Consider the following 21,341-nt stretch of genomic DNA (forward strand, 5'->3'; position numbering starts at 1 on the left):
GGCCAGAGACCGCAATATGCGGCCGCAAACGGATTTCAGGCCGGTACAAGAGCCCGGCCGGAGTAAATCAAGGCCAGAACGAAAGCCAGGGAAGAACGATTATGAGTGAGAACGCGCCGGTCGATCAGGAAGCGTCAAACGCACGGCGCGGGCGCGCTGCCAGCGGTGGCGCCGCAGCCCGACGGGCTGCACGTTCGGGCGGCGGCCCCGGCACACAGCTCACCTATATCAAGCGCAAGATCAACGTCTATGAAGTGCTGGACGAGGAAGGGCTGGCGCTGATCGAAAAGAATACCGACACGGTGCTGGAGGAGATCGGCATCATCTTCCGCGACGACGCCGAGGCGCTGCAGCTTTGGAAAGAGGCGGGCGCCGACGTCAAGGGCGAGCGGGTGCATTTCCCCAAGGGCCTCTGCCGCTCGCTGTTGAAGACCGCTCCGTCCGTCTATACCCAGCACGCCCGCAACGGCGAGCGCTCGGTGCAGATCGGCGGCAACGCGACAGTGTTCGCGCCGGTCTATGGACCGCCCTTCGTGCGCGATCTCGACGGCGTTCGGCGCTATGCGACGATCGAGGATTTCCGGAATTTCGTGAAACTCGCCTATATGGCGCCGTCGATCCACCATTCGGGCGGCACGGTTTGCGAGCCGGTCGACGTGCCGGTCAACAAACGGCATCTCGACATGGTCTACAGCCATATCAAATATTCGGACAAGCCGTTCATGGGCTCGGTGACCGCGCCCGAGCGCGCTGAAGATACGGTGGCGATGGCCAAGATCGTGTTCGGTGACGATTTCGTCGAGAACAACACGGTGCTGACCAGCCTGATCAATGCCAACTCGCCGATGGTCTTCGACGAGACCATGCTGGGAGCGCTGAAGGTCTATTCGCGCCACAATCAGGCCTGCATCGTCACGCCGTTCATCCTTGCCGGTGCGATGAGCCCGGTGACGGTCGCCGGCACGCTGACCCAGGTTTTGGCCGAGGTGCTGGCCGGGGCGTCGTTCACACAGCTGATCCGGCCGGGTGCGCCGGTGCTGTTCGGCACCTTCGCCTCGTCGATCTCGATGCAGTCGGGCGCGCCGACTTTCGGCACGCCGGAGCCGTCGCTGGTCTCATATGGCGCCGCACAGCTTGCCCGCAGGCTCGGCCTGCCGTTCCGCACCGGCGGTTCGCTCTGTGCTTCAAAAATCCCCGATGCGCAGGCCGCCTACGAGAGCGCCAACACGCTGAACTCGACGATCCTCGCCGGCACCAATTTCGTGCTGCATTCGGCCGGCTGGCTTGAGGGCGGTCTCGCCTCCTGCTACGAAAAGTTCATGATGGATATAGACCAGCTCGGCATGACGCAGAAGTTCTCCGAGGGTGTCGACCTGTCGGAAAACGGCCAGGCGATGGATGCCATCCGCCAGGTCGGCCCAGGCAGCCACTATCTCGGCTGCGATCACACCCAGGCCAATTTCCAGACCGCGTTCTACCGCTCCAACATCGCCGATAACAATTCCTACGAGCAGTGGCTGGCCGAAGGCGAAAAAACCGCGCCGCAGCGCGCCAACGAGCTCGCCCGCCGCTGGCTGGAGAGCTACGAGGCGCCGTATCTCGACCCGGGCATCGACGACGGGCTGGAGGACTTCATCGCCAGGAAGAAGGCGTCGATGGCCGACGCCTTCACCTGAAAGGAGCCCGAATCAGGCGGGGCTAAAGTCGCCAACATCATCCACAAGGAAGTCTGGCGGAGTGCCTTCTCCGACCCGGACAAGAAGGGGTGATCCCGAGCGCGGCATGACTGAAACAATCGCGGCTGCGCTTTCCGCCCACGGCCTTATGCTTCGCGGCGGCTTCGATTTTGCGGGCGGTGAGGAAACACCTTCCGGTCTCTCCGGCGCTGCCGCCAGATCCGTTCTGCTGGTGGGGCAGGCGGGCGCCGCACCTTGGCCGCATTTCCTGCGCTGGCTGGAGAGACAGTCACAGCCGATCGACGATCCGCTCGACAGATGGTCTCGCGAAGTGATCGGCGCGGTGGCCGAAAGATTCGGGGCACGCGCGGTGTCGCCGTCCGACAGGCCTTATCTGCCATTCCAGCAATGGGCGATGCGTGCGGAGGGGCTGAAGCCGTCGCCGCTCGGCATTCTCATGCATCCGAAATATGGGCTCTGGCATGCCTATCGCGGCGCGCTGCTGTTCGAAAATGAGATTGCGCTCCAAGAACCCCACGACGTGATTCACCTTTGCGATACATGTTTGGAAAAAGCTTGCCTGAAATCCTGTCCGGTCGAGGCTTATTCTGCGAATGGTTTTGCACATGAAACCTGTCTGGCCCATGTGCGCGGGCAAAACGGCGCGCCCTGCCGGACCGGCGGCTGCCTCGAACGCAACGCCTGTCCTTACGGTACCGATTATCGCTATCCGGCCGAGGTTCAGGCCTTTCACATGGCAGCATTCGCGCGTCTGTAGCGTCGCCGAATGCCGCACGAAATCTTGAAGCAGATCGCCTCATTACAGCTTGTTGCGACGGTCACCGCGGGTATCTATCGCACGTCAGATCAACGGAGCGGATGACGGCCACGCAAGCGATGCAGATCAAGACAAGCGACGGCATTGCCAAGGCCCGGCTGTTCCGTTCGGCGGCCCCGGCCAAGGCCGCGATCATCCTCTACATGGACGCTTTTGGCCCGCGACCGGCGCTCGACCAAATGGCGGAAAGGCTTACCGACGAAGGCTATGCGGTGCTTGTGCCGGACCTTTTTTACCGCAACGCGCCCTACGGCCCTTTCGAAGCCAAGACTGCGTTCAGTGACGAGAGGAGCAAGGCCGCAATCACAGGTCTCGTCGGCGGCACGACCCAGGAGATGACGATCCGCGACAGCGGCGCTTTCCTCGATGCGCTCGCTGCGCAAGGCCTGACCGGGCCGGTCGGCATTGTCGGCTACTGCATGGGCGGAGCGCGGGCGCTGAACGCCGCGGCCACCTATTCCGACCGCATCGCCGCCGCTGCCAGTTTCCACGGCGGCAATCTGGCCGGTGACGCCGCCGACAGTCCGTACCGGAAGGCAGCGTCAATCAAGGCAAGGATCTATATCGGCACTGCCGGTGTGGACCGCAGCTTTCCGCCGGAGCAATCGGCGCGGCTCGCCGAAGCACTGCGCGCCGCCGAGGTCGACCATGTCATAGAGAACTATGCCGGTGTGGCGCATGGCTGGTGCATGCCGGACCATAGTGCCTTCGATGCAGCCGGCGCCGAACGCCACTGGAAGCGGCTGACGACGCTGTTTGCGGAGACGCTCGGCCAAGGCACGCCAACCATTACGACGTGACCGCCCGCCAAAAAATTCTTTCCATCGCCCCAAGGAACCGCCATTAGCCTTCGTCCAACAGGCAAATGATGGCGATGATGCTGGACGAAAGCGAAGCCTCCGACGCCGAACTGATCGGACGGGCGAAGGGCGGAGACCGGGGTGCTTTCGGCAAGTTGCTCGAAAGGCACTATGGTTTCGTCTATCGCGCCGCCTATCGTTGGTGCGGGAAAAAGGCCGACGCCGAGGACATCGCCCAGGAAGTCTGCGTCCGGCTCGGGCGGGCGATCCGCGACTATCACGGCAGCGGTGCCTTCACGACGTGGCTCTACACCATGACGCTGAATGCGGCGCGCGACATGATGCGCAAGACCGCCCGCGAGACGGTCAAGACCGAGGCCTATGGCGCCTATGCGCTGATTTCGGGGGAAATCTCGGCTGAGCCGGAAGACCCGGCCGAGGCGCTCTGGGCAGCGGTGCGCAAGCTGCCGGACAAGCAGCGCGATGCGGTGCTGCTGGTTTATGGCGAAGGGCTGAGCCACGCCGCCGCCGCCGAGGCGATGGCGATCTCGGAGACAACGGTTTCCTGGCACATCCATGAAGCGAAGAAACGGCTGAAGACGCTGATGCGTTCAGCCGGGGAAGTGTGACCATGGTCGACGACAACGAACTGAACAGACTGCGCGACATCGCAGCACCGGCGCCGGACGCGGACGCAAAGGCGCGTGCCCTCCAGGCCGCGCTGCGCGCCTATGACATGGAAGAAAAAACTTTGCCGGGCGCCCAAGGATCGGTGAGCGGGCTTCGTCTCACAGAGCGAGCACAAAGGCTCTGGAGCGAAATCATGCAAATGAAACTCTTCGCCACGCCGGCCATTGCCGGGCTCGTTGCCCTGCCGATCGCCGGATACGCTACCATTTATATGCTGGGGGAATCCAAATTCGGCGGGCCCGAATTCGGCGGGGATAAGATCACCGAAACGCTGGCTGACAAACCGGCGACCGTCAAACCGCCGGTCGTTGCCGAAGCGGACAAGCAGAAGAAGGCGGACGCCGACAGTGAAAGCCGCGACACCGGCGAGGCGCTTGTGGCGCCGACATCGCCGCCGAAGGCGGAATCGACCGCGGTCGGCGGGCTGACGCAGCAGGATGTGCTCAGCCGCAATGCACCCGAACCGGCGCAGAGCGGCGAGTTCGCGTTGGATGGGGGTGCAAGCTCCGCGGCTCCGGCAGTCGATGGCGGCGCGCGGGTCGGACGCATGCCTGGCACCGTTGCCGAGCCCAAGCTGATGGCACAGCAGCCCGCCGCTGCGCCGGCCGACCAGATGCTGCCGCAAGAGGAAAACCGCGACCGCGTCGAGAATTTCAAGACCAACCCCGTGCATGCCGCACTTGAAGACCCGGTCTCGACCTTCTCGATCGATGTCGACACCGCTTCCTATTCCTTCGTCCGGCGCTCGCTGAAGGAAGGCTTTATCCCGCAGGCCGACACGGTTCGCGTCGAGGAGATGGTCAACTACTTCCCCTATGACTGGAGAGGCCCGGACTCCGCCTCGACGCCGTTCAACTCGACCGTCAGCGTCATGCCGACGCCGTGGAACGAGCACACCAAGCTGATGCATGTCGCCATCAAGGGTTTCGACGTGAAGCCGGCCGAGCAGCCCAGGGCCAATCTGGTCTTCCTGATCGATGTGTCGGGCTCGATGAACGAGCAGGACAAGCTGCCGCTCCTGCAGTCGGCTTTCCGGCTGCTGGTCAACAAGCTGAGACCTGACGACACCGTCTCGATCGTCACCTATGCGGGCGATGCCGGTACCGTGCTGGAGCCCACCAAGGCTTCGGAAAAGGACAAGATCCTCGCTGCCATCGACAATCTGACATCCGGCGGCTCGACGGCAGGCGAGGCCGGCATCAAGGAAGCCTACAGGCTGGCGCAGAAATCCTTCGTCAAGGACGGCATCAATCGGGTGATGCTCGCCACCGATGGCGACTTCAATGTCGGCCAGACCGACGACGACGACCTGAAGCGGCTGATCGAAAAGGAGCGCAAGACAGGCGTATTCCTGTCGGTGTTCGGCTTCGGCCGCGACAATCTGAACGACCAGATGATGCAGACCATCGCCCAGAACGGCAATGGCACTGCTGCCTACATCGATACGTTGGCGGAGGCCGAGAAGGTGCTGGTCGAGGATGCCTCCTCGACACTGTTCACCATCGCCAAGGACGTGAAGATCCAGGTCGAGTTCAACCCGAACAAGGTCTCGGAGTACCGGCTGATTGGCTACGAAACCCGCGCTTTGAACCGAGAGGATTTCAACAATGACCGGGTCGATGCCGGCGAGATCGGCTCAGGTCATTCAGTCACCGCGATCTACGAGATCACGCCTAAGGGCAGCGGCGGCGAACAGATCGACCAGCTGCGCTACGGCCAGGCCTCGGTGAACAATGGCGGTGTCGCCAATGCCGACGAATATGCTTTCGTCAAGATCCGCTACAAGCTGCCGAACGAGGACACCTCGAAGCTGATCACCACGCCGGTAACGTCAGCCAACGAGGTGGCGTCGTTCGACCAGGCCAGCACCGACCAGCGTTTCTCCATTGCCGTTGCTGCCTTCGGCCAGAAGCTGCGCGACGAGGATGCGACCGCGAAGTTCGGCTACGACAAGATCATGGAGATTGCCACCGCCGCCAGAGGAGCCGACCCGTTTGGATACCGGTCCGAGTTCCTCTCGCTTGTGCGCCTTGCCTCGGCGCTCGGCGGTAACCGGTAGTGGCAATGACGGCCGGTTTCTTTCAGATGGGATCGTTCTGATAGGGGGAGCCGGCCTACGGGCGGGTGAGGCAGGCCGGCGAGGGAAACCTTGCCGGCCTTTTTTTGCGGCCGCACTGCTTCGCGCGGACCATGTCGCAGACGAAAGCGTCAGGCGCGTCCGCGGCGCCGCTCGCGGCGGGCTTCGCTGGTCTCGGCGACGTTGACCGTAGCCTGCTTGTTGCGCATCGGGCCAATGCGTTCGACGATCTGCTCAACGGTCGGGCGATCCGACTTGGTGTGCGCATCGAGCGCCTTGCGCATGGCGGCGAGGTGCTGGAACGAGGTGCCGCAGCAGCCGCCGACGATTTTGGCGCCGGCATCGACGGCGAGGCGCACATAGTCGGCCATCAGCTCGGGTGTGCCGGAATAGTAGATCTCGGCACCGCGAAATTCGGGAATGCCGCAATTGCCCTTGACGATCACCGTTGCTTCCGGCTTCGCCTCGGTCATGTCGAGCAGCGACGCGAGAATGTCGGAGGCGCCGACACCGCAATTGGCGCCGACACCGAGCGGTGTCTGCGACAGGCCATCGACGACGCCGTGGATGTCCTTCGGCAGCAGTCCCATCATGGTGCGGCCGGCGGTGTCGAAGGAGCCGGTATAGGTATAGGGCAGGCCGACGCGGATGGCGGCTTCGGCGGCGGCGCGGATTTCGTCAGGCGCCGACATGGTTTCGATCCAGGCGACTTCGGCGCCGCCGGCCTTCAGCCCCTCAATCTGCTCGGCAAAGGCTTCGACCGCCTCGTCATAGGTCATGGCGCCGAGCGGCACCAGCAGCTCGCCGGTCGGGCCGACCGAGCCGGCCACGATCACCTTGCGGCCAGCCTTGCCGGCGACGGCACTTGCGATCTCGGCCGCGCGCTTGTTCAGCGCATAGACCCGGTCCTGCGCATGGTGCAGCTTGAGCCGATGGCGGGTGCCGCCAAAAGAGTTGGTCAGGATGATGTCGGCGCCGGCATCGACAAAGTTCTGGTGCAGGCTGGTGATGGTGTCAGGCGCGGTCTCGTTCAAGAGCTCGGGAGCCTCTCCGGCCTCAAGGCCCATGGCGAACAGATTGGTGCCGGTGGCGCCATCGGCGAGCAGGACGCCCTTTTCGGCAAGCAGAGCGTCGATCGGATTGGTCATGTGAAATACGCCTTCCCGGAAGAATAACTGAGATAAGGATATAAAGAATTCGTTATGTGCCGTCAATGTCGGCGCGTAGAGCAACCGGTCAAAATCGCATCTCGGCCAGCTTTCGTGTGAAGCTGGCCGCTTCATGCGCGTTGACGTCCGCGGCACGGATCAGATTGTCGAAATGGCTGGTTAGGATGCGGATCGGCTGCGTGGCGTTCAGCACCAGATACATGTCGCCGACGTAAATGGCGGCGCGATAGGGCCCGAAGATGGTGTAGGGGATCGAATAGCGCATCCGCCCGTCATAGAGAAACAGGCGGAAGGTGGGATAGAGGTCGTCGAGCAGCGTCGCCATGTGCAGGAGCTGCTGGTGGCGGTCGGCCTCCGGAAAGCGGTCCCACACGCCCAGCCCGCGCGCGAAGATCTCCAGCGTGTGGCGCGGCATACAGACTTCCATGTCGGTTTCGGGCCGTCGGTTGTAGTCGATGCGGTACTGCGTTTCGCCGGCCTGTGCCTCGCGGCTCTTGTTGGCGATGACGGCTTCGTAGTCGACAAGCGCCTCGGTGCGCAGAAGATCGGGAATGCCGGCCGGCACGTAGCGGATTTTCGTTCCCGCCGCCTCGGCATGCCAGCGAGCCAGCAGCGTGCGGTCGAAGCCGTCCGGCGCCTCCTCGATCTCAAGGCTCTCGCGGATTTCACCGGTGACGCCCTCATCGTGGCTGAGGCCGAGCAGCCAGTCGAGCGAGACTTTGAATTCGGCGGCGATGTTGAGCAGCGTTTCGGCGCGGGGAAGGCGGGTCGAGGCGCCGGAGAGCAGCTGCGACAGTGCCGAACGGTCGATGCCAACCGCGGCGGCGAAGGCTGATTGGTTCAAATCGGACCTTGTCAAGAGCATTTTCAGGCGCTCGCGAAAGATCGTCGACAGGTCGCGCTTGTCCAAATCTCTACTCTCCCTGACGTGAGCAAAATTTTGCGCCGAAGCGGTCTACATGGCGTTTCGAGCGCAAATGAATCTACGAGCTTGTTTACAATAGATAACATCTGCAGCTGAAAACGCGCAATCGCAACAGTTTGTGCGCTTTATCGCGTTGCGCCGACGCAACGCTCCTGACACAATGTTGTCAGGAATCAAACGGGTTCCGGCGACTGGAAGGCAGTGGTCGATAGCATGACGAGCATGGGCAACAGGCGACACGGCGCAGCGGCCATCGAATGGCCGACAGCATTTCTCGCACTTCTCTGCTACGGCGGCTGGCTCGCTGCCGGCTTCCTGCTCTGGCCCTCTTACCCGCTGCTGGCACTCGCCTTTCTGACCCTGATTGCGGCGCTACAATCCTCGCTGATGCACGAGGTCCTGCACGGCCACCCAACCCGGAATGCGCGGCTCAATGAAGCCCTTGTTTTCCTGCCGATTGGCCTTGTCTGGCCGTTTCGCCGATTCAAGACCATTCATCTGCGCCACCATGCAGACGAGCGCCTGACCGATCCGCTCGATGATCCCGAAAGCTATTACAAGGCTCTCTGGCAGCACGAGGAGCTGCCGTCGGCGATGAAATTCCTGCTGAAGGTCAACAACACGATGATCGGGCGTTTGGTGCTAGGCCCGTGGCTTTCCTGCATCGGCTTTTTCATCGACGACGCCAGGCAGGTTGCCGCGGGCGACAATTCCATCCGCAAGGCATGGCTGCTGCATGCGATCGGCCTCGTCGTGGTGCTGCCTGTCGTGCAGTTCGGCTTCGGCATGCCGTTATGGCTCTACATACTGGTGCCGGTGTGGCTTGGGCAGTCGCTGATTTCGATCCGCACCTACGCCGAGCACCAATGGTCTGAACATCCGGAAGGCCGCACGATCATCGTCGAGCGCTCGCCGCTGTCCTTCCTGTTCCTCAACAACAATCTGCATTTCGTCCATCACAAGAGCCCGACGGTGGCCTGGTACAGGCTGCCGAAGCTGTTTGCCGACCGCCGCGACGAGTGGCTGCGGATGAACAATGGCTACGCCTATCCGAACTATTTCGCGCTGCTCAAGGCCTATGCCTTCAAGGCGAAGGAGCCGGTCGTCCATCCCGTGCTGCGGCGCATGCCGGAACCAGGACGCGCATTCAAGCCGCGCGTCAGGGCACGCAGCCTCAATGGGCTTGGCAGCGCACCGGTACCCGCCGAGCCGCCGAAAGAATGATTCTTGCGTTGTTGCAGGCGGTGCCGCGCGGACGACGCTTTCCTGACCTTGTCAATTTCCCCGCATAACGGTCAAATCCCGGCATGAGCGAATTCATTGCGGCTTTGCCGATGTACGACTGGCCGGAAGCGCGGGACGATGTCGACGCGCAATGGGCGCGGCTGCGCGATGCTTTCAGACAAAAAGGCATCGATGCGCCGGAGACGATCATCCGCCGCACCGGCGATTTGCCCCCCGTGCCTGGCGGTATTCGCGATGATCAGGGAAAACCCATCGCGCCCGATCCGGCGACATTGCCGCCGGACGAACTGGATTTTCACCAGCTCTGGCTGCATCCGGCGCTGCTCTTTGCGCAAACCTGCTGGGGACCGATGGAACTCGGCCTGTCGCAGCGTGTCCAGCTCATCGGCCAGCCGCGTTACGACGCCTTCGAGGGTGGACAGGGCGAACTCTATTCGAGCGCCATCGTCATGAGGGCGGGCGAGGCACCGCCGGCAAGGGCGCCGGCCGACGGCGGTGCCGTCATTCCGCTCGATCAGCTTCGCAGCAAGCGCTTCACCTTCAACAGCCTCGATTCCATGTCGGGCATCATCGCGCCAGCCCGCGACCTGCAAGCATTGGGCGAGAGTTTGGATATCTTTTCCGCGCTGAGCGAAAGCTGTGGGCACCGTGCTTCGATCGTTGCCGTTGCCGAGGGCAGGGCGGACGTCGCGGCGATCGATTGCGAGAGCTGGGCGCTGGCGCAGAGTTTCGAGCCGGCGGCGCAGAAGGTGACGGTCGTCGGCTGGACAAGGCGGCGCAAAGGCTTGCCGTTCATCACGGCCAGGACAACGCCGGAAACGATCGTCGCTGCGATGCGCGAGGCGATCGCGGCGCTCACGTAAAGCGCGTCGCGTTCGGTCGGCCTCATGCGACGCGCTTTAGATTCTTGTTTTATGCATGTCGTTATCGCAAAGCCGCTGCACACTTTTGCGCGACATGCATTAGCGTCGCTCAGCCGCCAAGCAGCCGATTGTCGAGCGGGTAGGTCGAAAGCTTCTCGTTGCCGGTTTCAGTGATCAGGATCTGTTCTTCGATCTTGACGCCTTCGTAGCCGCCAAGCCGACCGATATAGCTCTCGACGCACAGCACCATGCCAGGTTCGAGCACTCCGTCCGGTGTGTCGTCGGTCCAGTCGCTAGCATGCGGCAAAGTCGGGTATTCGTCGGCAAGGCCGACGCCGTGATAGAGCACCCCGTAACGGGCCGGGAAGCAGTCTCCCGGTGGCACTGACGAGCCCTCGACGAGGTCGCGGAACGATATGCCCGGCCGCATCAGCTCCGTGTTGTGGGCGATCTGGTCGGCGGCGATGCGGAACAGGTCGCGTTGCTCCTGCGACGGCTGCGCGTCACCGCAAAGCCAGGTGCGCGAAAGGTCGGCGCAGAAGCCGTAAGGACCGATCAGGTCGGTGTCGAAAGCGACGAGCTCGCCGGCCTTGATCGTCCGCGACGAACACTCCTGGAACCATGGATTGGTGCGCGGACCCGACGACAGGAGCCGGGTTTCGATCCATTCGCCGCCGCGCGCGATGTTGCCGCGATGGAGTTCGGCCCACAATTCGTTCTCGGAGATGCCAGGCCTCAGCGCCTTCTCCATCTCGCCCATTGCCGCCTCGCAAGCGGCGATCGCCCGGCGCATGGCAAGGATTTCGTCGGGCGATTTGATCAGCCGCGCATTTTCCATCACCGCCTCGCCATTGCCGGTCGAGATGCCGAGGCGGGCGAGCTCTTCGATGCCCTCGGGATTGATGTGGTCGACTGCGATGCGGCGATTGCCGCCGCCATGTTCCAATACCAGGTCGGCGATGCCGGCTGCCCAGCGGCGGACTTTTTGACCGGTCAGCTCGCCGCTGTACAGATAAGCCCACGACACCGCCGGCCGCACCTCGTCGACGACGCCGGAATGATCGGAAAGGTGCTCGCAGGAGAAATAGTCGAACAGCACCACCGGGCCATCGGTGGCGACGAAACAATGCCTGGTCCGATTGTGTGCGACCCAGAGCTGCATGTTGGTTGCGTCGGTGGCATAGCGGATATTGACCGGATCGTAGAGCAGGGCTCCCGCATAGTCGCGGCGCTTCAGCTCGGCGCGGATGCGCTCGAGCCGGTATCGGCGCATGGCGGGCAGGTCAGGAGCAGCAATGCCCGCCGCCTGCCATTCGGCTTCCGCCAGCGCTCCATAGCCCAGCGCATGCTGGTTGAGTTCAGCGGCCTTCAGCTGCGATTTTTTGCGCAGCACATCATTCGAGCCGTCGGGCTCGAACGGCATGATCTTGCGGTGATGACGGGGCCGGTCAGTCGGGTTCCTGTCCACCCTCGGCTCCTCCGCTAACGCCTTCCTTGGGCGCCGTGGCTTCTCCCACCGCCATTCTCTTCAATCTTACATAGGCGCCGGCCCGGGCGGACTTGCCGGTGCCGCGCAACAGCGGAACCATCATTTCCCGTGGTTGGCCGTCCGGCTCATAGCCGGCCGCTTTGAGCTGCTCCAAAATGACCGGACGCGGATCGTCTCGGTCAAGCCAGACGAGTACGGCTGGCTCCTGCATCAGCGTTTCGAAATTAGGCACTTCCTGGTCAAGTGCGACCAGTTTTTCGTCGACCAACCGCAGGTTTCCGACCCATGCACCATCAGATATTGCGGTTTTGACCGGTCCGTCCGCAGTCAGTTGGCGATAGAGGGCGGGGTAATCCACGCGGATCATCCGCGAGAGGCCACTGGTCCCGTTTATCTGGACGTACCAGGTGGCCGGTGCGAGCAGCACGGCGATGATCGCTCCAGTCGCGATCACCAGGAGCTGCGCATTCCTGCCGCGCGGCGCCAGCCGTTCCATAGTGGCGACGATGGCCAGCGGCAAGATGAACAGGACCGGCAGCAGCCAGCGGTCCTTGACCACCGTCACGCCGGTGGCAAGTACAAGTATTGCCAGCATGGGCAAGCCGAGCGCCAAGGTACGCCGCAACAGAATTTCCCTTGCCGGACCTTTCGGGTGCCGCTCGGAGAAACGGAACTTCGCCAGCCAGAAAGCCAGCGCGGAAACGAGCACGGGCAAGACCGCGAAATTGAAGGTGCCCATGATAAACTTGCCGGCGCCGACAAAGGCCGCCGCCATGCGCCCTTGTTGCGAGTCTATTCCGAACTTCTCGCCTCTCGACAACAAATCGGCGGGATGCATGAGGCTCCAATAGGTGGTTGGCGCCAGCACCAATATCGCGACCGCTATGCTGATCGCGAACTTCGGATCGAGGATCGCGCTGCGCCATTCGCGCAGCGACAGCACGGCCGCAACAAGGGCCACCACGAGGAAGACATCATTATATTTGGCAAGAATTGCCGCCGCGGTGGCCAGGCCAAACGCCGCATAGGCGATCATGCTTCGCCGCTCGAGAAGATAGGCCATGGCCAGCAGGAGCAGCGAGCAGAAGCCGACGACGGCGACGGAATGCGACAAGGCGCGCTGCGATTCCCAGACGATCTGCGGGATCGTAAACAGGCCGAACATGGCCGCCGCCGCTGTCGCTTTGGTGTACCCGAACCGCCGCATGGCGGCGAACACGCTGCAGGCGGCAAGGAACAGCACGGAGTATTTGACGAGCTTCAGCGTGAAGATACTGGTGCCGAAAACATGCGCGGCCAGCCAGTTGATCCAGGTGTAGAGAGGCGGTTGCGAGCCGCCATATCCAGCCCAGAGATGCGGAACATAGATCAGTTGCTCCGCATCATCGATGCCGACGCCGGTTCCCGCCCAAGAGCTCAACAGGGACAGTATGATGGTCTGCAAGGCAAAATAAGCCGCGACCATGACGATCGCCGCCGGGAAGGGGCCGATCCGTCCCTCGGCCAGCCACTCGGCCCATCTCAGATTGTACTTCAATGAAATCTCATCGCATTTGCCAGCAGAGTGTTGCCGGCTGCGCTAGCATGAAGAGTATGCTCCGCACAATGCGACCGGCTGGCTGCGCCTACGTCCTCATCTTTTCGCCGCTCGGGTCGAAGGGCGGTTCGACATTGATGCGTGCGGGACGCCGGTGCCCGAGGATTTCGATCTCGAACAGCCCGGCGCTCTCGTTCTCGGCAAGCGCTGCCGGTACATAGCCTTGCGCCATCGACTTCTTGACATAATGCGCATAGCCGCCGGAGGTGACCCAGCCGACCACGCGCCAGTCGCCGTCGACGATGCCGCGCACGGCAGACGCGCCTTCGGCGGCGTTCGAGCCGCGCACTTCCTTGCCGCCCGCGTCGAAGCGCGGCGCGCCATAGCCATGCGGCTTTTCCACGGTGCCGTAATCCTTGCCGCCGACCTTGGCCCAGATCGGCTCGTCGCCCATGACGTCTGCATCCGCGGCATCGACGATGAAGGAGACACGGCGCAGTTTCGGCCCTTCTGCCTGTTCCTTGGCCGCTGCTTCCCGGCCGATGAAGTCGTTCTTCTCCAGCTTGATGAAGCGGTCCATCGAGCCTTCGAACGGTCCGTAGATCGGACGTAGCTCGCGGAACCAGGTCGGAAAGTTCTTCTCAAGCCGCATCGAGAGCAAAGCCCGCATGCCGAAATCGACAAGGCCAAACTCTTCGCCAGCCTCCTTGATCGCCTTGTAGACAAGGCGCTGGTAGGCAGGCGCCATCCAGATCTCATAGCCGAGGTCGCCGGTGTAGGTGATCCGGTTGACCATGCAGGGCGCTCCGCCGACCGCCATCTCGCGGAAATCCATAAAGCGGAAGGCCTTGGTCGAGATGTCGACATCGACCAGTTTCTGCAGCAGGTCGCGGGATTTCGGCCCGGCGATGGAGAGACCGACCAGCGTCTGGTCGAAGCGGTGGATGCGGATGCTTCCATCCTTCGGCAGATGCTTCTCGAACCAGCGCATGTGGTATTTTTGCGCTGCCGAAGAACCCCAGATCATGAAGCGTTCTTCCCCACCCCTTGGGCCCGCCTTGGCGATGGTGAAGTCGCCGATCAGCCGGCCGAACTCGTTCAGCATGGGCGTCAGCACGATGCGGCCGGTCTTCGGCATGCGATTGGTCATCAGACGGTTGAGGAAGTCCTCGGCCCCTGGCCCGGAGACTTCGTATTTGGCGAAGTTGGCGATCTCGGTGATGCCGACCCTCTCGCGGGTGGCGCGCACCTCCTCGCCGATCGGGCGGAAATCATTGGAGCGGTGGAAGGACACGACGTCCTTCGGCTCCGAGCCTCTCGGCGCGAACCAGAGCGGGGTTTCGAGACCCCAGCTGTCGCCCATGACGGCGTTGTTGGCGAGCATGGTGTCGTAAAGCGGGGTCGTCTGCGCTGGTCTTGCCGCCGGTAATTCCTCGTTGGGAAAGCGGATGGAGAAACGGCGCGAATAATTTTCGCGGACCTTTGCGTTGGTATAGCGCAGCGTTGCCCATTCGCCGAAGCGCGCAACGTCCATGCCCCAGACGTCGAAGCCGGGGTCGCCATGGACCATCCAGTTCGACAGCGCCAGGCCGACGCCGCCGCCCTGGCTGAAGCCGGCCATGACGGCGCAGGCGCACCAGAAATTGGTCAGCCCCTGCACCGGGCCGACCAGCGGGTTGCCGTCCAGCGCGAAGGTGAAGGGGCCGTTGATGATCTGCTTGATGCCGGCCTTTTCGATGCCGGGGAAATGCTTGAAGCCGATCTCGAGCGACGGCGCGATGCGGTCGATGTCGGGCTGCAGCAGCTCGTGGCCGAAATCCCACGGCGTGTTGACCGGCGACCACGGCTTGCAGGCCTTTTCATAGGTGCCGAGCAGGATGCCGTTGCGTTCCTGGCGGGTATAGATCTCGCCCTTGAAATCGAGCACGCCAATCATCTCGCGGCCGGTCGACTTGTTGAATTCCTCGACCTCCGGCATCGGCTCGGTCAGGAGATACATGTGCTCCATGGCCAGCACCGGCAGTTCGACGCCGACCATGCGACCGATCTCGCGCGCCCACAGGCCGCCGCAGTTGACCACATGCTCGGCTTTGACTGTGCCTTGCTCAGTGACGACGTTCCAGGTGCCGTCGACCTCCTGCGTCAGTTCCACGACGCGGTTGCGCAGTACGATCTCGGCGCCTAGCTTCCTGGCGGCCTTGGCATACGCATGGGTGGTGCCGGAAGGGTCGAGATGGCCCTCGACTGGATCCCACATGGCGCCGACGAAATTCGTCTCGTCCATCAGCGGGAACATCGCCTTGGCTTCGGACGGCGTGATCAGTTCGGTGTCCATGCCGAGATAGCGGCCCTTGGCGTGGGCGAGCCGCAAGAAATCCATGCGCTCGGGCGTGTCGGCCATCATCACGCCGCCGGTCAGGTGCAGCGAGCAGGATTGGCCGGAAATCTCCTCGATCTCCTTGTAAAGCTGCACCGTGTAGGCCTGCAGCTTGGCGACGTTGGGATCGCCGTTCAGCGTATGGAAGCCGCCCGCCGCATGCCAGGACGAGCCGGAAGTGAGCTCCGAACGCTCGATCAGCATGATGTCGGTCCAGCCAGCCTTGGCCAGATGATAGAGCACCGAGCAGCCAACGACCCCGCCGCCTATGACAACCGCTTTTGCATGAGATTTCATGAAGATAGATCCGTGTTTGATGAGATTGAATCGAGTGAGCGGGGCGCGAAAACAAAGCGGAGATCGGATACAGCGATGTTTCCGGCCAGCCTGCCATCAAGACGGAGTGGGGGTCGACTACTCATCAGATGATCAAAAATCGGTCGGCGCGCCGCCTTCGGCCCGGCGCTTGTCGACGAAAGCGTTGAGCTCCTCCCGGATTGCCGGATCCATGTAGGGCTCTTCATAGGACGCCAGCCGTTCCTTCCAGACGCGATTGGCCTTTTCGAGTGCCGTCGGCGACCCGGCCTCCGCCCAACTCTCGAAATTGCGCCAGTCCGAGATAATAGGCGCATAGAACGCGGTCTTGTAGCGGTCCTGCGTGTGCTGGGTGCCGAAGAAATGGCCGCCGGGGCCGACGGACTGTATGGCGTCGAAACCGAGTGCTTCCTCGGAAAGATCGAGCGGCGTCAGGAACTCGGCGACCATCTGCAACAGGTCTATATCGAGGATGGTCTTCTCATAGGAGCAGCGCAGGCCGCCTTCGAGCCAGCCGGCGGCATGCATCATCAGATTGCCGCCGCCCTGGATGGCGCCCCACAGCGAGAACACGCTTTCATAGGCGGCCTGCGCGTCGACCGTGTTGGCTGCGCAGGTGTTGGAGGTGCGGTAGGGGATGTTGTAGCGGCGGGCGAGTTGCCCACCGACCAGCTGCGCCTTCATATATTCCGGCGTGCCGAAGGCCGGCGCGCCGGACTTCATGTCGACATTCGAGGTGAAGCCGCCGTAGCCGACAGGCGCGCCCTTGCGCACCATCTGCGCGAAGGCGATGCCGGACAGCGCCTCGGCATTCTGTTGCACCAGCGCGCCGGCAATCGTCACCGGCGCCATAGCGCCGGACAGGGTGAACGGCGTCACGATGACCACCTGGCCCTTGCTCGACATCTGGATGATGCCTTCCATCATCGGCACGTCGAGCTTGAGCGGCGAATTGGTGTTGATGATGGTGAATACCGACGGCTCTGCGAGCAACTGCTCATGGCTGATGCCGCGTGCGATCCTGGTGATCTCGATGCCGTCGACGTTGCGCTCCTTGCCGAGCGAATAGATGTGGAACATCTTGTCGGTCAGCGTGGCGAGGTCACGGATGCATTCGAGGTGGCGGACGGACGGATGGATGTCGATCGGCTCGACCGGATAGCCGCCCGTGCAGTTCAATATGTTGTGCATCTGCGCAAGCTTGAGGAAGTTGCGGTAGTCCTGCTGGTTGCCCGGCCGGCGGCCGCGGTCGACGTCGGAGCAATTGGGCGCCGACGCCATCATCGAGATGATCAGATTATCGCCGCCGAAGCGCACGTTATGCGCCGGGTTGCGGGCGTGGATGGTGAATTCCGGCGGGCAGTGCGCAACCAGTTCCAGGATCATGTCACTGTCGAAGCGCACCCGCTCGCTGCCTTCGCGGACATCGGCCCCATGCGCCTTCATGATGCGCCGGGCTTCGTCATGCAGCACGTCGACGCCGATTTCCCGCAGCACGCGCAGAGAGGCGAGGTGGATAGATTCCAGCTCGTCGTCGGAAACCAGCCGGGTCGGCGCCAGCGGGTTCTTCAACTGCCGAAACGGCGGCTGCTCGAACGCCGCCGATCCGCCGGCACGCTTTCCCGCGCGGCCGCCGCGACGGGCGCGGTCGTTTGCCAATGCAGGTTCGGCGGGCTGAAGGGCGGCGGTCATGATAGTCCTCGTACGCTGCGGCAATGCGGCGGCATAATGGACTGCCGGCCGGCCAGCCATTGCGGAGGCGGCGACCACTAGGACGAGGGAAGCGACATGCCTGAAGGGCAGCCGGCGGGATCGTCAGGCTCTTATCTCTTCCGGCTGGCGCAAGCGGTTTTCGTTGCCGGTGCTTACCGCGATGAAAGCGAAACGCTAGTCCTGCATCATGGACCGGGCGGAACAGGACAGCGGCGAGACAGTGCAATGGGCGGCGATCACTGGCGTGATCGCCACCGTCTCGGTGTTCGCCATCGCGCAAGGGCTGAGCTATCCGCTGTTGAGCTTCATCCTGCAGCGCCAGGGCGTCTCGCCGGCCATGATCGGCCTGTCGGCGGCAATGACGCCGATCGGCTTCATCGTCTCGTCGCCGTTGGTTCCGGCGCTGGCGCGGCGTTTCGGGGCAGGGCGCACCGCGCTTACTTGCGCGGCACTTTCCGCGCTGGTGCTGGCGCTGATCGGCTGGACGCAAAATGTCTATCTGTGGTTTCCTCTGCGCTTTTTGATCGGCGCCGTCACCAACCCGCTCTACGTGCTGAGCGAAGTCTGGGTGATCGCACTGGCGCCGCCGACACGCCGTGGCCGCGTCATGGGCATCTATTCGACCATCATTTCGGCGGGCTTTGCGGCGGGGCCGCTGTGCCTGCTTGCGGTCGGCACCGAGGGATGGCCGCCGTTTCTCGTCGGCATCGCCGCATTCCTGTTTTGCGGCGCCTGCCTCGCCTCGGTGCTGGCACGGCTGCCCAAGGTCGACGAGAGCGGGCACCGCGTTTCGGTGCTGGGGTTCGTGCCGCAGGCGTGGCTGCTGTTATCGGCGGTGATCGTGGCCGCCGGTTTCGAACAGGCGGTGCTCGCCTTGCTGCCGGTCTATGGAACGCATTACGGCATTGCGGAAGCGCGCATGTCGGCGCTGCTGTCGGTGATGATCGCCGGCAACATCGCTATGCAGGTGCCGCTCGGCCTGCTGGCGGAACGACTGACGGCGCGGCTGGTGCGGTTCATCTGTGTTTCGATGACGGTGCTCGGATGCGTTCTGTTGCCGGTTCTCATCGAGACGCCGCTGATCTGGCCGTGCGTCTTCATCTGGGGCGCGGTTTCCTACGGCATTTACACGATGTCGATCATCGAGCTCGGCGAGCGGTTCACCGGCTCGGCACTGGTCGCCGGCAACGCCGCCTTCTCGCTGATGTGGGGCGTCGGCGGCATCGCCGTGCCGCCGCTGGCGGGCAGCGCCATGGATGTTGGCGCCGGCGGCCTGCCAATGACGCTCGGTGCCATTTGCCTGGCGCTGGCAGTTGTAACGGTCATTCGAAGACGGATGGTGTGAATGCCAGAAAGCCGCCGTTTCTGACGAATGACTTGAATGTAAGCGGCCCCATGTCGATCTTGGCTATGTCGCCACCCGACTCAACCGGAGACCTCATGACCAAATCGAATACCAAGGGCCAGCCGGTTTCGGCGGCCGAAGACCCGTTTCTCTGGCTTGAGGACAGGAGGGGCAAGCAGGCGCTCGACTGGGTGCATCACCAAAATGCAGTTACGGTCGGGGAGCTGCAGGGTGATCCGTCCTATCAGACGTCGTTCGAGACGGCGCTCGACCTGATGACAGCCGAGGATAACATCGCCGTCGGGGCCGCTATCAACGGCTATGTCTATAATTTCTGGCAGGACCGGACGAACGTACTCGGCCTCTGGCGGCGCACCACCGTCGCCTCCTACAAGACCGACAAGCCGGAATGGCAGACGATCATCGACTTCGACAGTCTGGCGGCGAAAGAGGGGGTGAAATGGGTGTTCAGCGGCGCCAGCCGGCTCTACCCCGACTTCAGCCGCTGCCTGCTCAACCTGTCGCCGGATGGCGGCGATGCCAGCGAGATGCGCGAATTCGATATCGAAAGCAGATCGTTCGTCGATGGCGGCTTTCGCGCTCCTGCCTCGAAATCGAGCTTTAGCTGGCTGGACGAGGACACGGTTATCGTTTCCGCCGCCTTCGAGGAGGACGACAAGACCCAGTCCGGTTATCCGCGCGTGGTCAAGCTTTGGCGGCGCGGCACGCCACTGGCAGCGGCGATGCCGATCTTCGAGGCGCTGAAGCAGGATCTTGCCGCCGGCGGGTCCGTCGAATTCGACGGCGACAAGCGTCATGTCTTCCTCGCCCGGACCATCGACTTCTTCGCCTCGCACAGTTTCCTGCGGCTGCCTTCCGGCGAGAACAGGCGCATCCCGTTGCCGGACGACGTCACCGATACAGCGCTGTTCAAGGGCCAGCTCGTCTTCGGCGTGCGTACCCCGTGGACTGCGCCGGACGGCACGCTGTGTAAGCCCGACGGGCTCTATTCACTCGATTTCGAGCGCTGGATCGAAACCGGGCTATTCGGATCCCTCGGTACCGTGCTCGAGCCGGCGCACCGTGTCTCGATCGCCGGTGTTGCCCGCACGCAGGACCGGCTGTTCATCAATTTGATGGACAATGTGCGCGGCAAGGTCGTCGCCGGCGAGCGCAGCGACAGCGGCTGGGAGTTCAAGCCCGTGGCGTTGCCCGAAAACGGCAATGTCGGCATCAGCCATGCCGAGCATTTCGGTTCCAGCGTCTCCTTCTCCTTCACCGATTTCCTGACGCCGAGCTCGATCATCTGGTCGGACGACAACGCCGCGGGGCTGGCAACGGTGAAGTCGCAGCCGGCGCGTTTCGATGCGTCGTCCCTGGTCTCCGAACAGTTCGAGGCGCGCTCGAAGGATGGCACGATGATCCCGTACTTCGTCGTCAGGAGGCGCGACTTGCATGGACCCGTGCCGACATTGCTTTACGGCTATGGCGGCTTCGAAGTGCCGCTGCTGCCCGGCTATGCCGGCGTGCGCGGCAGGCTGTGGCTGGAGAAGGGCAATGCCTATGTACAGGCCAACATCCGCGGCGGCGGCGAGTTCGGCCCGAACTGGCATCAGGCGGCGCTCAAGGCCAATCGCCAGAATGCCTTCGACGATTTCGCCGCGGTCGCGCAAGATCTGGTCAAACGCGGTATCGCTACGCCCGCCACGCTGGGCATCCAGGGCGGATCGAATGGTGGCTTGCTGACCGGCGTCTCGCTGACCCAGCACCCGGAATTGTTCGGTGCAGTGATCATCGACGTGCCGCTGCTCGATATGCTGCGTTACACCGAGCTGCCGCCCGGCGCGTCATGGATGGCCGAGTATGGCGATCCGGCGAAGCCGGAAGAGGCAGCCTGGCTCGCCGCCTATTCGCCCTACCAGCATGTAGACACGGTTGCAGCCTATCCGCCGGTGTTGCTGACGACCTCGACCGCCGACGATCGCGTCCATCCCGGGCATGCCCGCAAGATGGCGGCACGGCTGCAGGCGGCCGGCCATGGCAAGACGCTGTTCTTTGAGGAGACCGAGGGCGGCCATGGTGGACGCGGCGACCGGCGGCCGCAGGCCGCACAGGCGGCGATGAAGTACGTCTTCCTGCAGCGGGCCCTGACTGGCACCAATTGACCGGCGTCGTTTGACCGGCACGGCTTGAACTGAGGGCTCGAGGCAGCCTAAGGTGCATGCATGGCTCGGCTGGCGAAATCGGGTTGCGCATTTGGGGTGGCGGTGACGCCGTCGTCG

At 63.1% G+C, this 21,341-nt stretch carries 15 protein-coding genes; 9 read left to right on the forward strand and 6 right to left on the reverse strand.

Translation table 11 applies throughout. The annotated features are described in order from the left end of the window. Nucleotides 1–101 precede the first annotated feature (101 nt). The 5 genes from NKI18_RS05440 (at nt 102) to NKI18_RS05460 (ending at nt 6,063) form a co-directional block, all read left to right on the forward strand. Nucleotides 102–1,676, forward strand: a complete 1,575-nt coding sequence (locus tag NKI18_RS05440) for a trimethylamine methyltransferase family protein (RefSeq protein ID WP_352617626.1) — start codon at nt 102–104, stop codon at nt 1,674–1,676. A 106-nt stretch (nt 1,677–1,782) separates the two neighbouring features. After that, nucleotides 1,783–2,454 carry a hypothetical protein gene (locus NKI18_RS05445; RefSeq protein WP_352617629.1) on the forward strand — a complete coding sequence of 224 codons (672 nt, stop codon included), beginning with the start codon at nt 1,783–1,785 and terminating at the stop codon, nt 2,452–2,454. A gap of 101 nt (nt 2,455–2,555) precedes the next feature. Continuing rightward, nucleotides 2,556–3,314 (forward strand): dienelactone hydrolase family protein, encoded by a 759-nt coding sequence (locus tag NKI18_RS05450; protein ID WP_352617631.1) that lies wholly within the window; start codon nt 2,556–2,558, stop codon nt 3,312–3,314. 68 nt (nt 3,315–3,382) lie between these two features. Beyond that, a complete protein-coding gene (locus tag NKI18_RS05455) occupies nt 3,383–3,943 on the forward strand; it encodes an RNA polymerase sigma factor (RefSeq protein WP_352452095.1) in 561 nt (186 codons plus the stop codon). 2 nt (nt 3,944–3,945) lie between these two features. Continuing rightward, the gene (locus tag NKI18_RS05460; RefSeq protein ID WP_353019056.1) at nt 3,946–6,063 is read left to right on the forward strand and encodes a vWA domain-containing protein; all 2,118 of its coding nucleotides are present in this window, start codon (nt 3,946–3,948) and stop codon (nt 6,061–6,063) included. 149 nt (nt 6,064–6,212) lie between these two features. On the opposite strand, the gene bmt is transcribed toward NKI18_RS05460, so the two are convergent. Further along, nucleotides 6,213–7,229, reverse strand: coding sequence for a betaine--homocysteine S-methyltransferase (gene bmt, locus NKI18_RS05465; RefSeq protein ID WP_352617637.1), 1,017 nt, complete (start codon nt 7,227–7,229; stop codon nt 6,213–6,215). 88 nt (nt 7,230–7,317) lie between these two features. Next, nucleotides 7,318–8,160 carry a helix-turn-helix domain-containing protein gene (locus NKI18_RS05470; RefSeq protein WP_352539665.1) on the reverse strand — a complete coding sequence of 281 codons (843 nt, stop codon included), beginning with the start codon at nt 8,158–8,160 and terminating at the stop codon, nt 7,318–7,320. 228 nt (nt 8,161–8,388) lie between these two features. Here NKI18_RS05470 and NKI18_RS05475 point away from each other — a divergent pair, with 228 nt between their 5' ends. Then, entirely contained in the window at nt 8,389–9,399 is a 1,011-nt protein-coding gene (locus NKI18_RS05475) for a fatty acid desaturase (RefSeq protein ID WP_352617640.1), read from the forward strand. A gap of 83 nt (nt 9,400–9,482) precedes the next feature. Further along, nucleotides 9,483–10,283, forward strand: coding sequence for a phosphate/phosphite/phosphonate ABC transporter substrate-binding protein (locus tag NKI18_RS05480; RefSeq protein ID WP_352617642.1), 801 nt, complete (start codon nt 9,483–9,485; stop codon nt 10,281–10,283). Between the two features lie 109 nt (nt 10,284–10,392). Here NKI18_RS05480 and NKI18_RS05485 read toward each other — a convergent pair whose 3' ends face one another. The 4 genes from NKI18_RS05485 to NKI18_RS05500 form a co-directional block, all read right to left on the reverse strand. After that, nucleotides 10,393–11,706, reverse strand: coding sequence for a M24 family metallopeptidase (locus NKI18_RS05485; protein WP_352617687.1), 1,314 nt, complete (start codon nt 11,704–11,706; stop codon nt 10,393–10,395). 25 nt (nt 11,707–11,731) lie between these two features. Continuing rightward, nucleotides 11,732–13,309 carry an ArnT family glycosyltransferase gene (locus NKI18_RS05490; RefSeq protein ID WP_352617644.1) on the reverse strand — a complete coding sequence of 526 codons (1,578 nt, stop codon included), beginning with the start codon at nt 13,307–13,309 and terminating at the stop codon, nt 11,732–11,734. Nucleotides 13,310–13,397: 88 nt separating this feature from the next. Next, entirely contained in the window at nt 13,398–15,983 is a 2,586-nt protein-coding gene (locus tag NKI18_RS05495) for a GcvT family protein (protein WP_352617646.1), read from the reverse strand. A gap of 132 nt (nt 15,984–16,115) precedes the next feature. After that, nucleotides 16,116–17,693: a trimethylamine methyltransferase family protein gene (locus NKI18_RS05500; RefSeq protein ID WP_023676493.1), complete on the reverse strand. Its 1,578-nt coding sequence runs from the start codon at nt 17,691–17,693 to the stop codon at nt 16,116–16,118. A gap of 208 nt (nt 17,694–17,901) precedes the next feature. On the opposite strand from NKI18_RS05500, the gene NKI18_RS05505 reads away from it, so the two are divergent. Continuing rightward, a complete protein-coding gene (locus NKI18_RS05505; RefSeq protein ID WP_352617649.1) occupies nt 17,902–19,059 on the forward strand; it encodes an MFS transporter in 1,158 nt (385 codons plus the stop codon). 95 nt (nt 19,060–19,154) lie between these two features. After that, entirely contained in the window at nt 19,155–21,224 is a 2,070-nt protein-coding gene (locus NKI18_RS05510) for a prolyl oligopeptidase family serine peptidase (protein ID WP_352617652.1), read from the forward strand. Nucleotides 21,225–21,341: the final 117 nt, after the last annotated feature.

It is taken from the genome of Mesorhizobium sp. M0800, assembly GCF_040320095.1.
Classification (GTDB): domain Bacteria; phylum Pseudomonadota; class Alphaproteobacteria; order Rhizobiales; family Rhizobiaceae; genus Mesorhizobium.

Bases quoted from the DNA above. Each gene is read 5' to 3' on its own strand.
- NKI18_RS05440 (WP_352617626.1), top strand. From the start codon at position 102: ATGAGTGAGAACGCGCCGGTCGATCAGGAAGCGTCAAACGCACGGCGC.
- NKI18_RS05445 (WP_352617629.1), top strand. From the start codon at position 1,783: ATGACTGAAACAATCGCGGCTGCGCTTTCCGCCCACGGCCTTATGCTT.
- NKI18_RS05450 (WP_352617631.1), top strand. From the start codon at position 2,556: ATGACGGCCACGCAAGCGATGCAGATCAAGACAAGCGACGGCATTGCC.
- NKI18_RS05455 (WP_352452095.1), top strand. From the start codon at position 3,383: ATGGCGATGATGCTGGACGAAAGCGAAGCCTCCGACGCCGAACTGATC.
- NKI18_RS05460 (WP_353019056.1), top strand. From the start codon at position 3,946: ATGGTCGACGACAACGAACTGAACAGACTGCGCGACATCGCAGCACCG.
- bmt (WP_352617637.1), bottom strand. From the start codon at position 7,229: ATGACCAATCCGATCGACGCTCTGCTTGCCGAAAAGGGCGTCCTGCTC.
- NKI18_RS05475 (WP_352617640.1), top strand. From the start codon at position 8,389: ATGACGAGCATGGGCAACAGGCGACACGGCGCAGCGGCCATCGAATGG.
- NKI18_RS05480 (WP_352617642.1), top strand. From the start codon at position 9,483: ATGAGCGAATTCATTGCGGCTTTGCCGATGTACGACTGGCCGGAAGCG.
- NKI18_RS05485 (WP_352617687.1), bottom strand. From the start codon at position 11,706: ATGCCGTTCGAGCCCGACGGCTCGAATGATGTGCTGCGCAAAAAATCG.
- NKI18_RS05495 (WP_352617646.1), bottom strand. From the start codon at position 15,983: ATGAAATCTCATGCAAAAGCGGTTGTCATAGGCGGCGGGGTCGTTGGC.
- NKI18_RS05500 (WP_023676493.1), bottom strand. From the start codon at position 17,693: ATGACCGCCGCCCTTCAGCCCGCCGAACCTGCATTGGCAAACGACCGC.
- NKI18_RS05505 (WP_352617649.1), top strand. From the start codon at position 17,902: ATGGACCGGGCGGAACAGGACAGCGGCGAGACAGTGCAATGGGCGGCG.
- NKI18_RS05510 (WP_352617652.1), top strand. From the start codon at position 19,155: ATGACCAAATCGAATACCAAGGGCCAGCCGGTTTCGGCGGCCGAAGAC.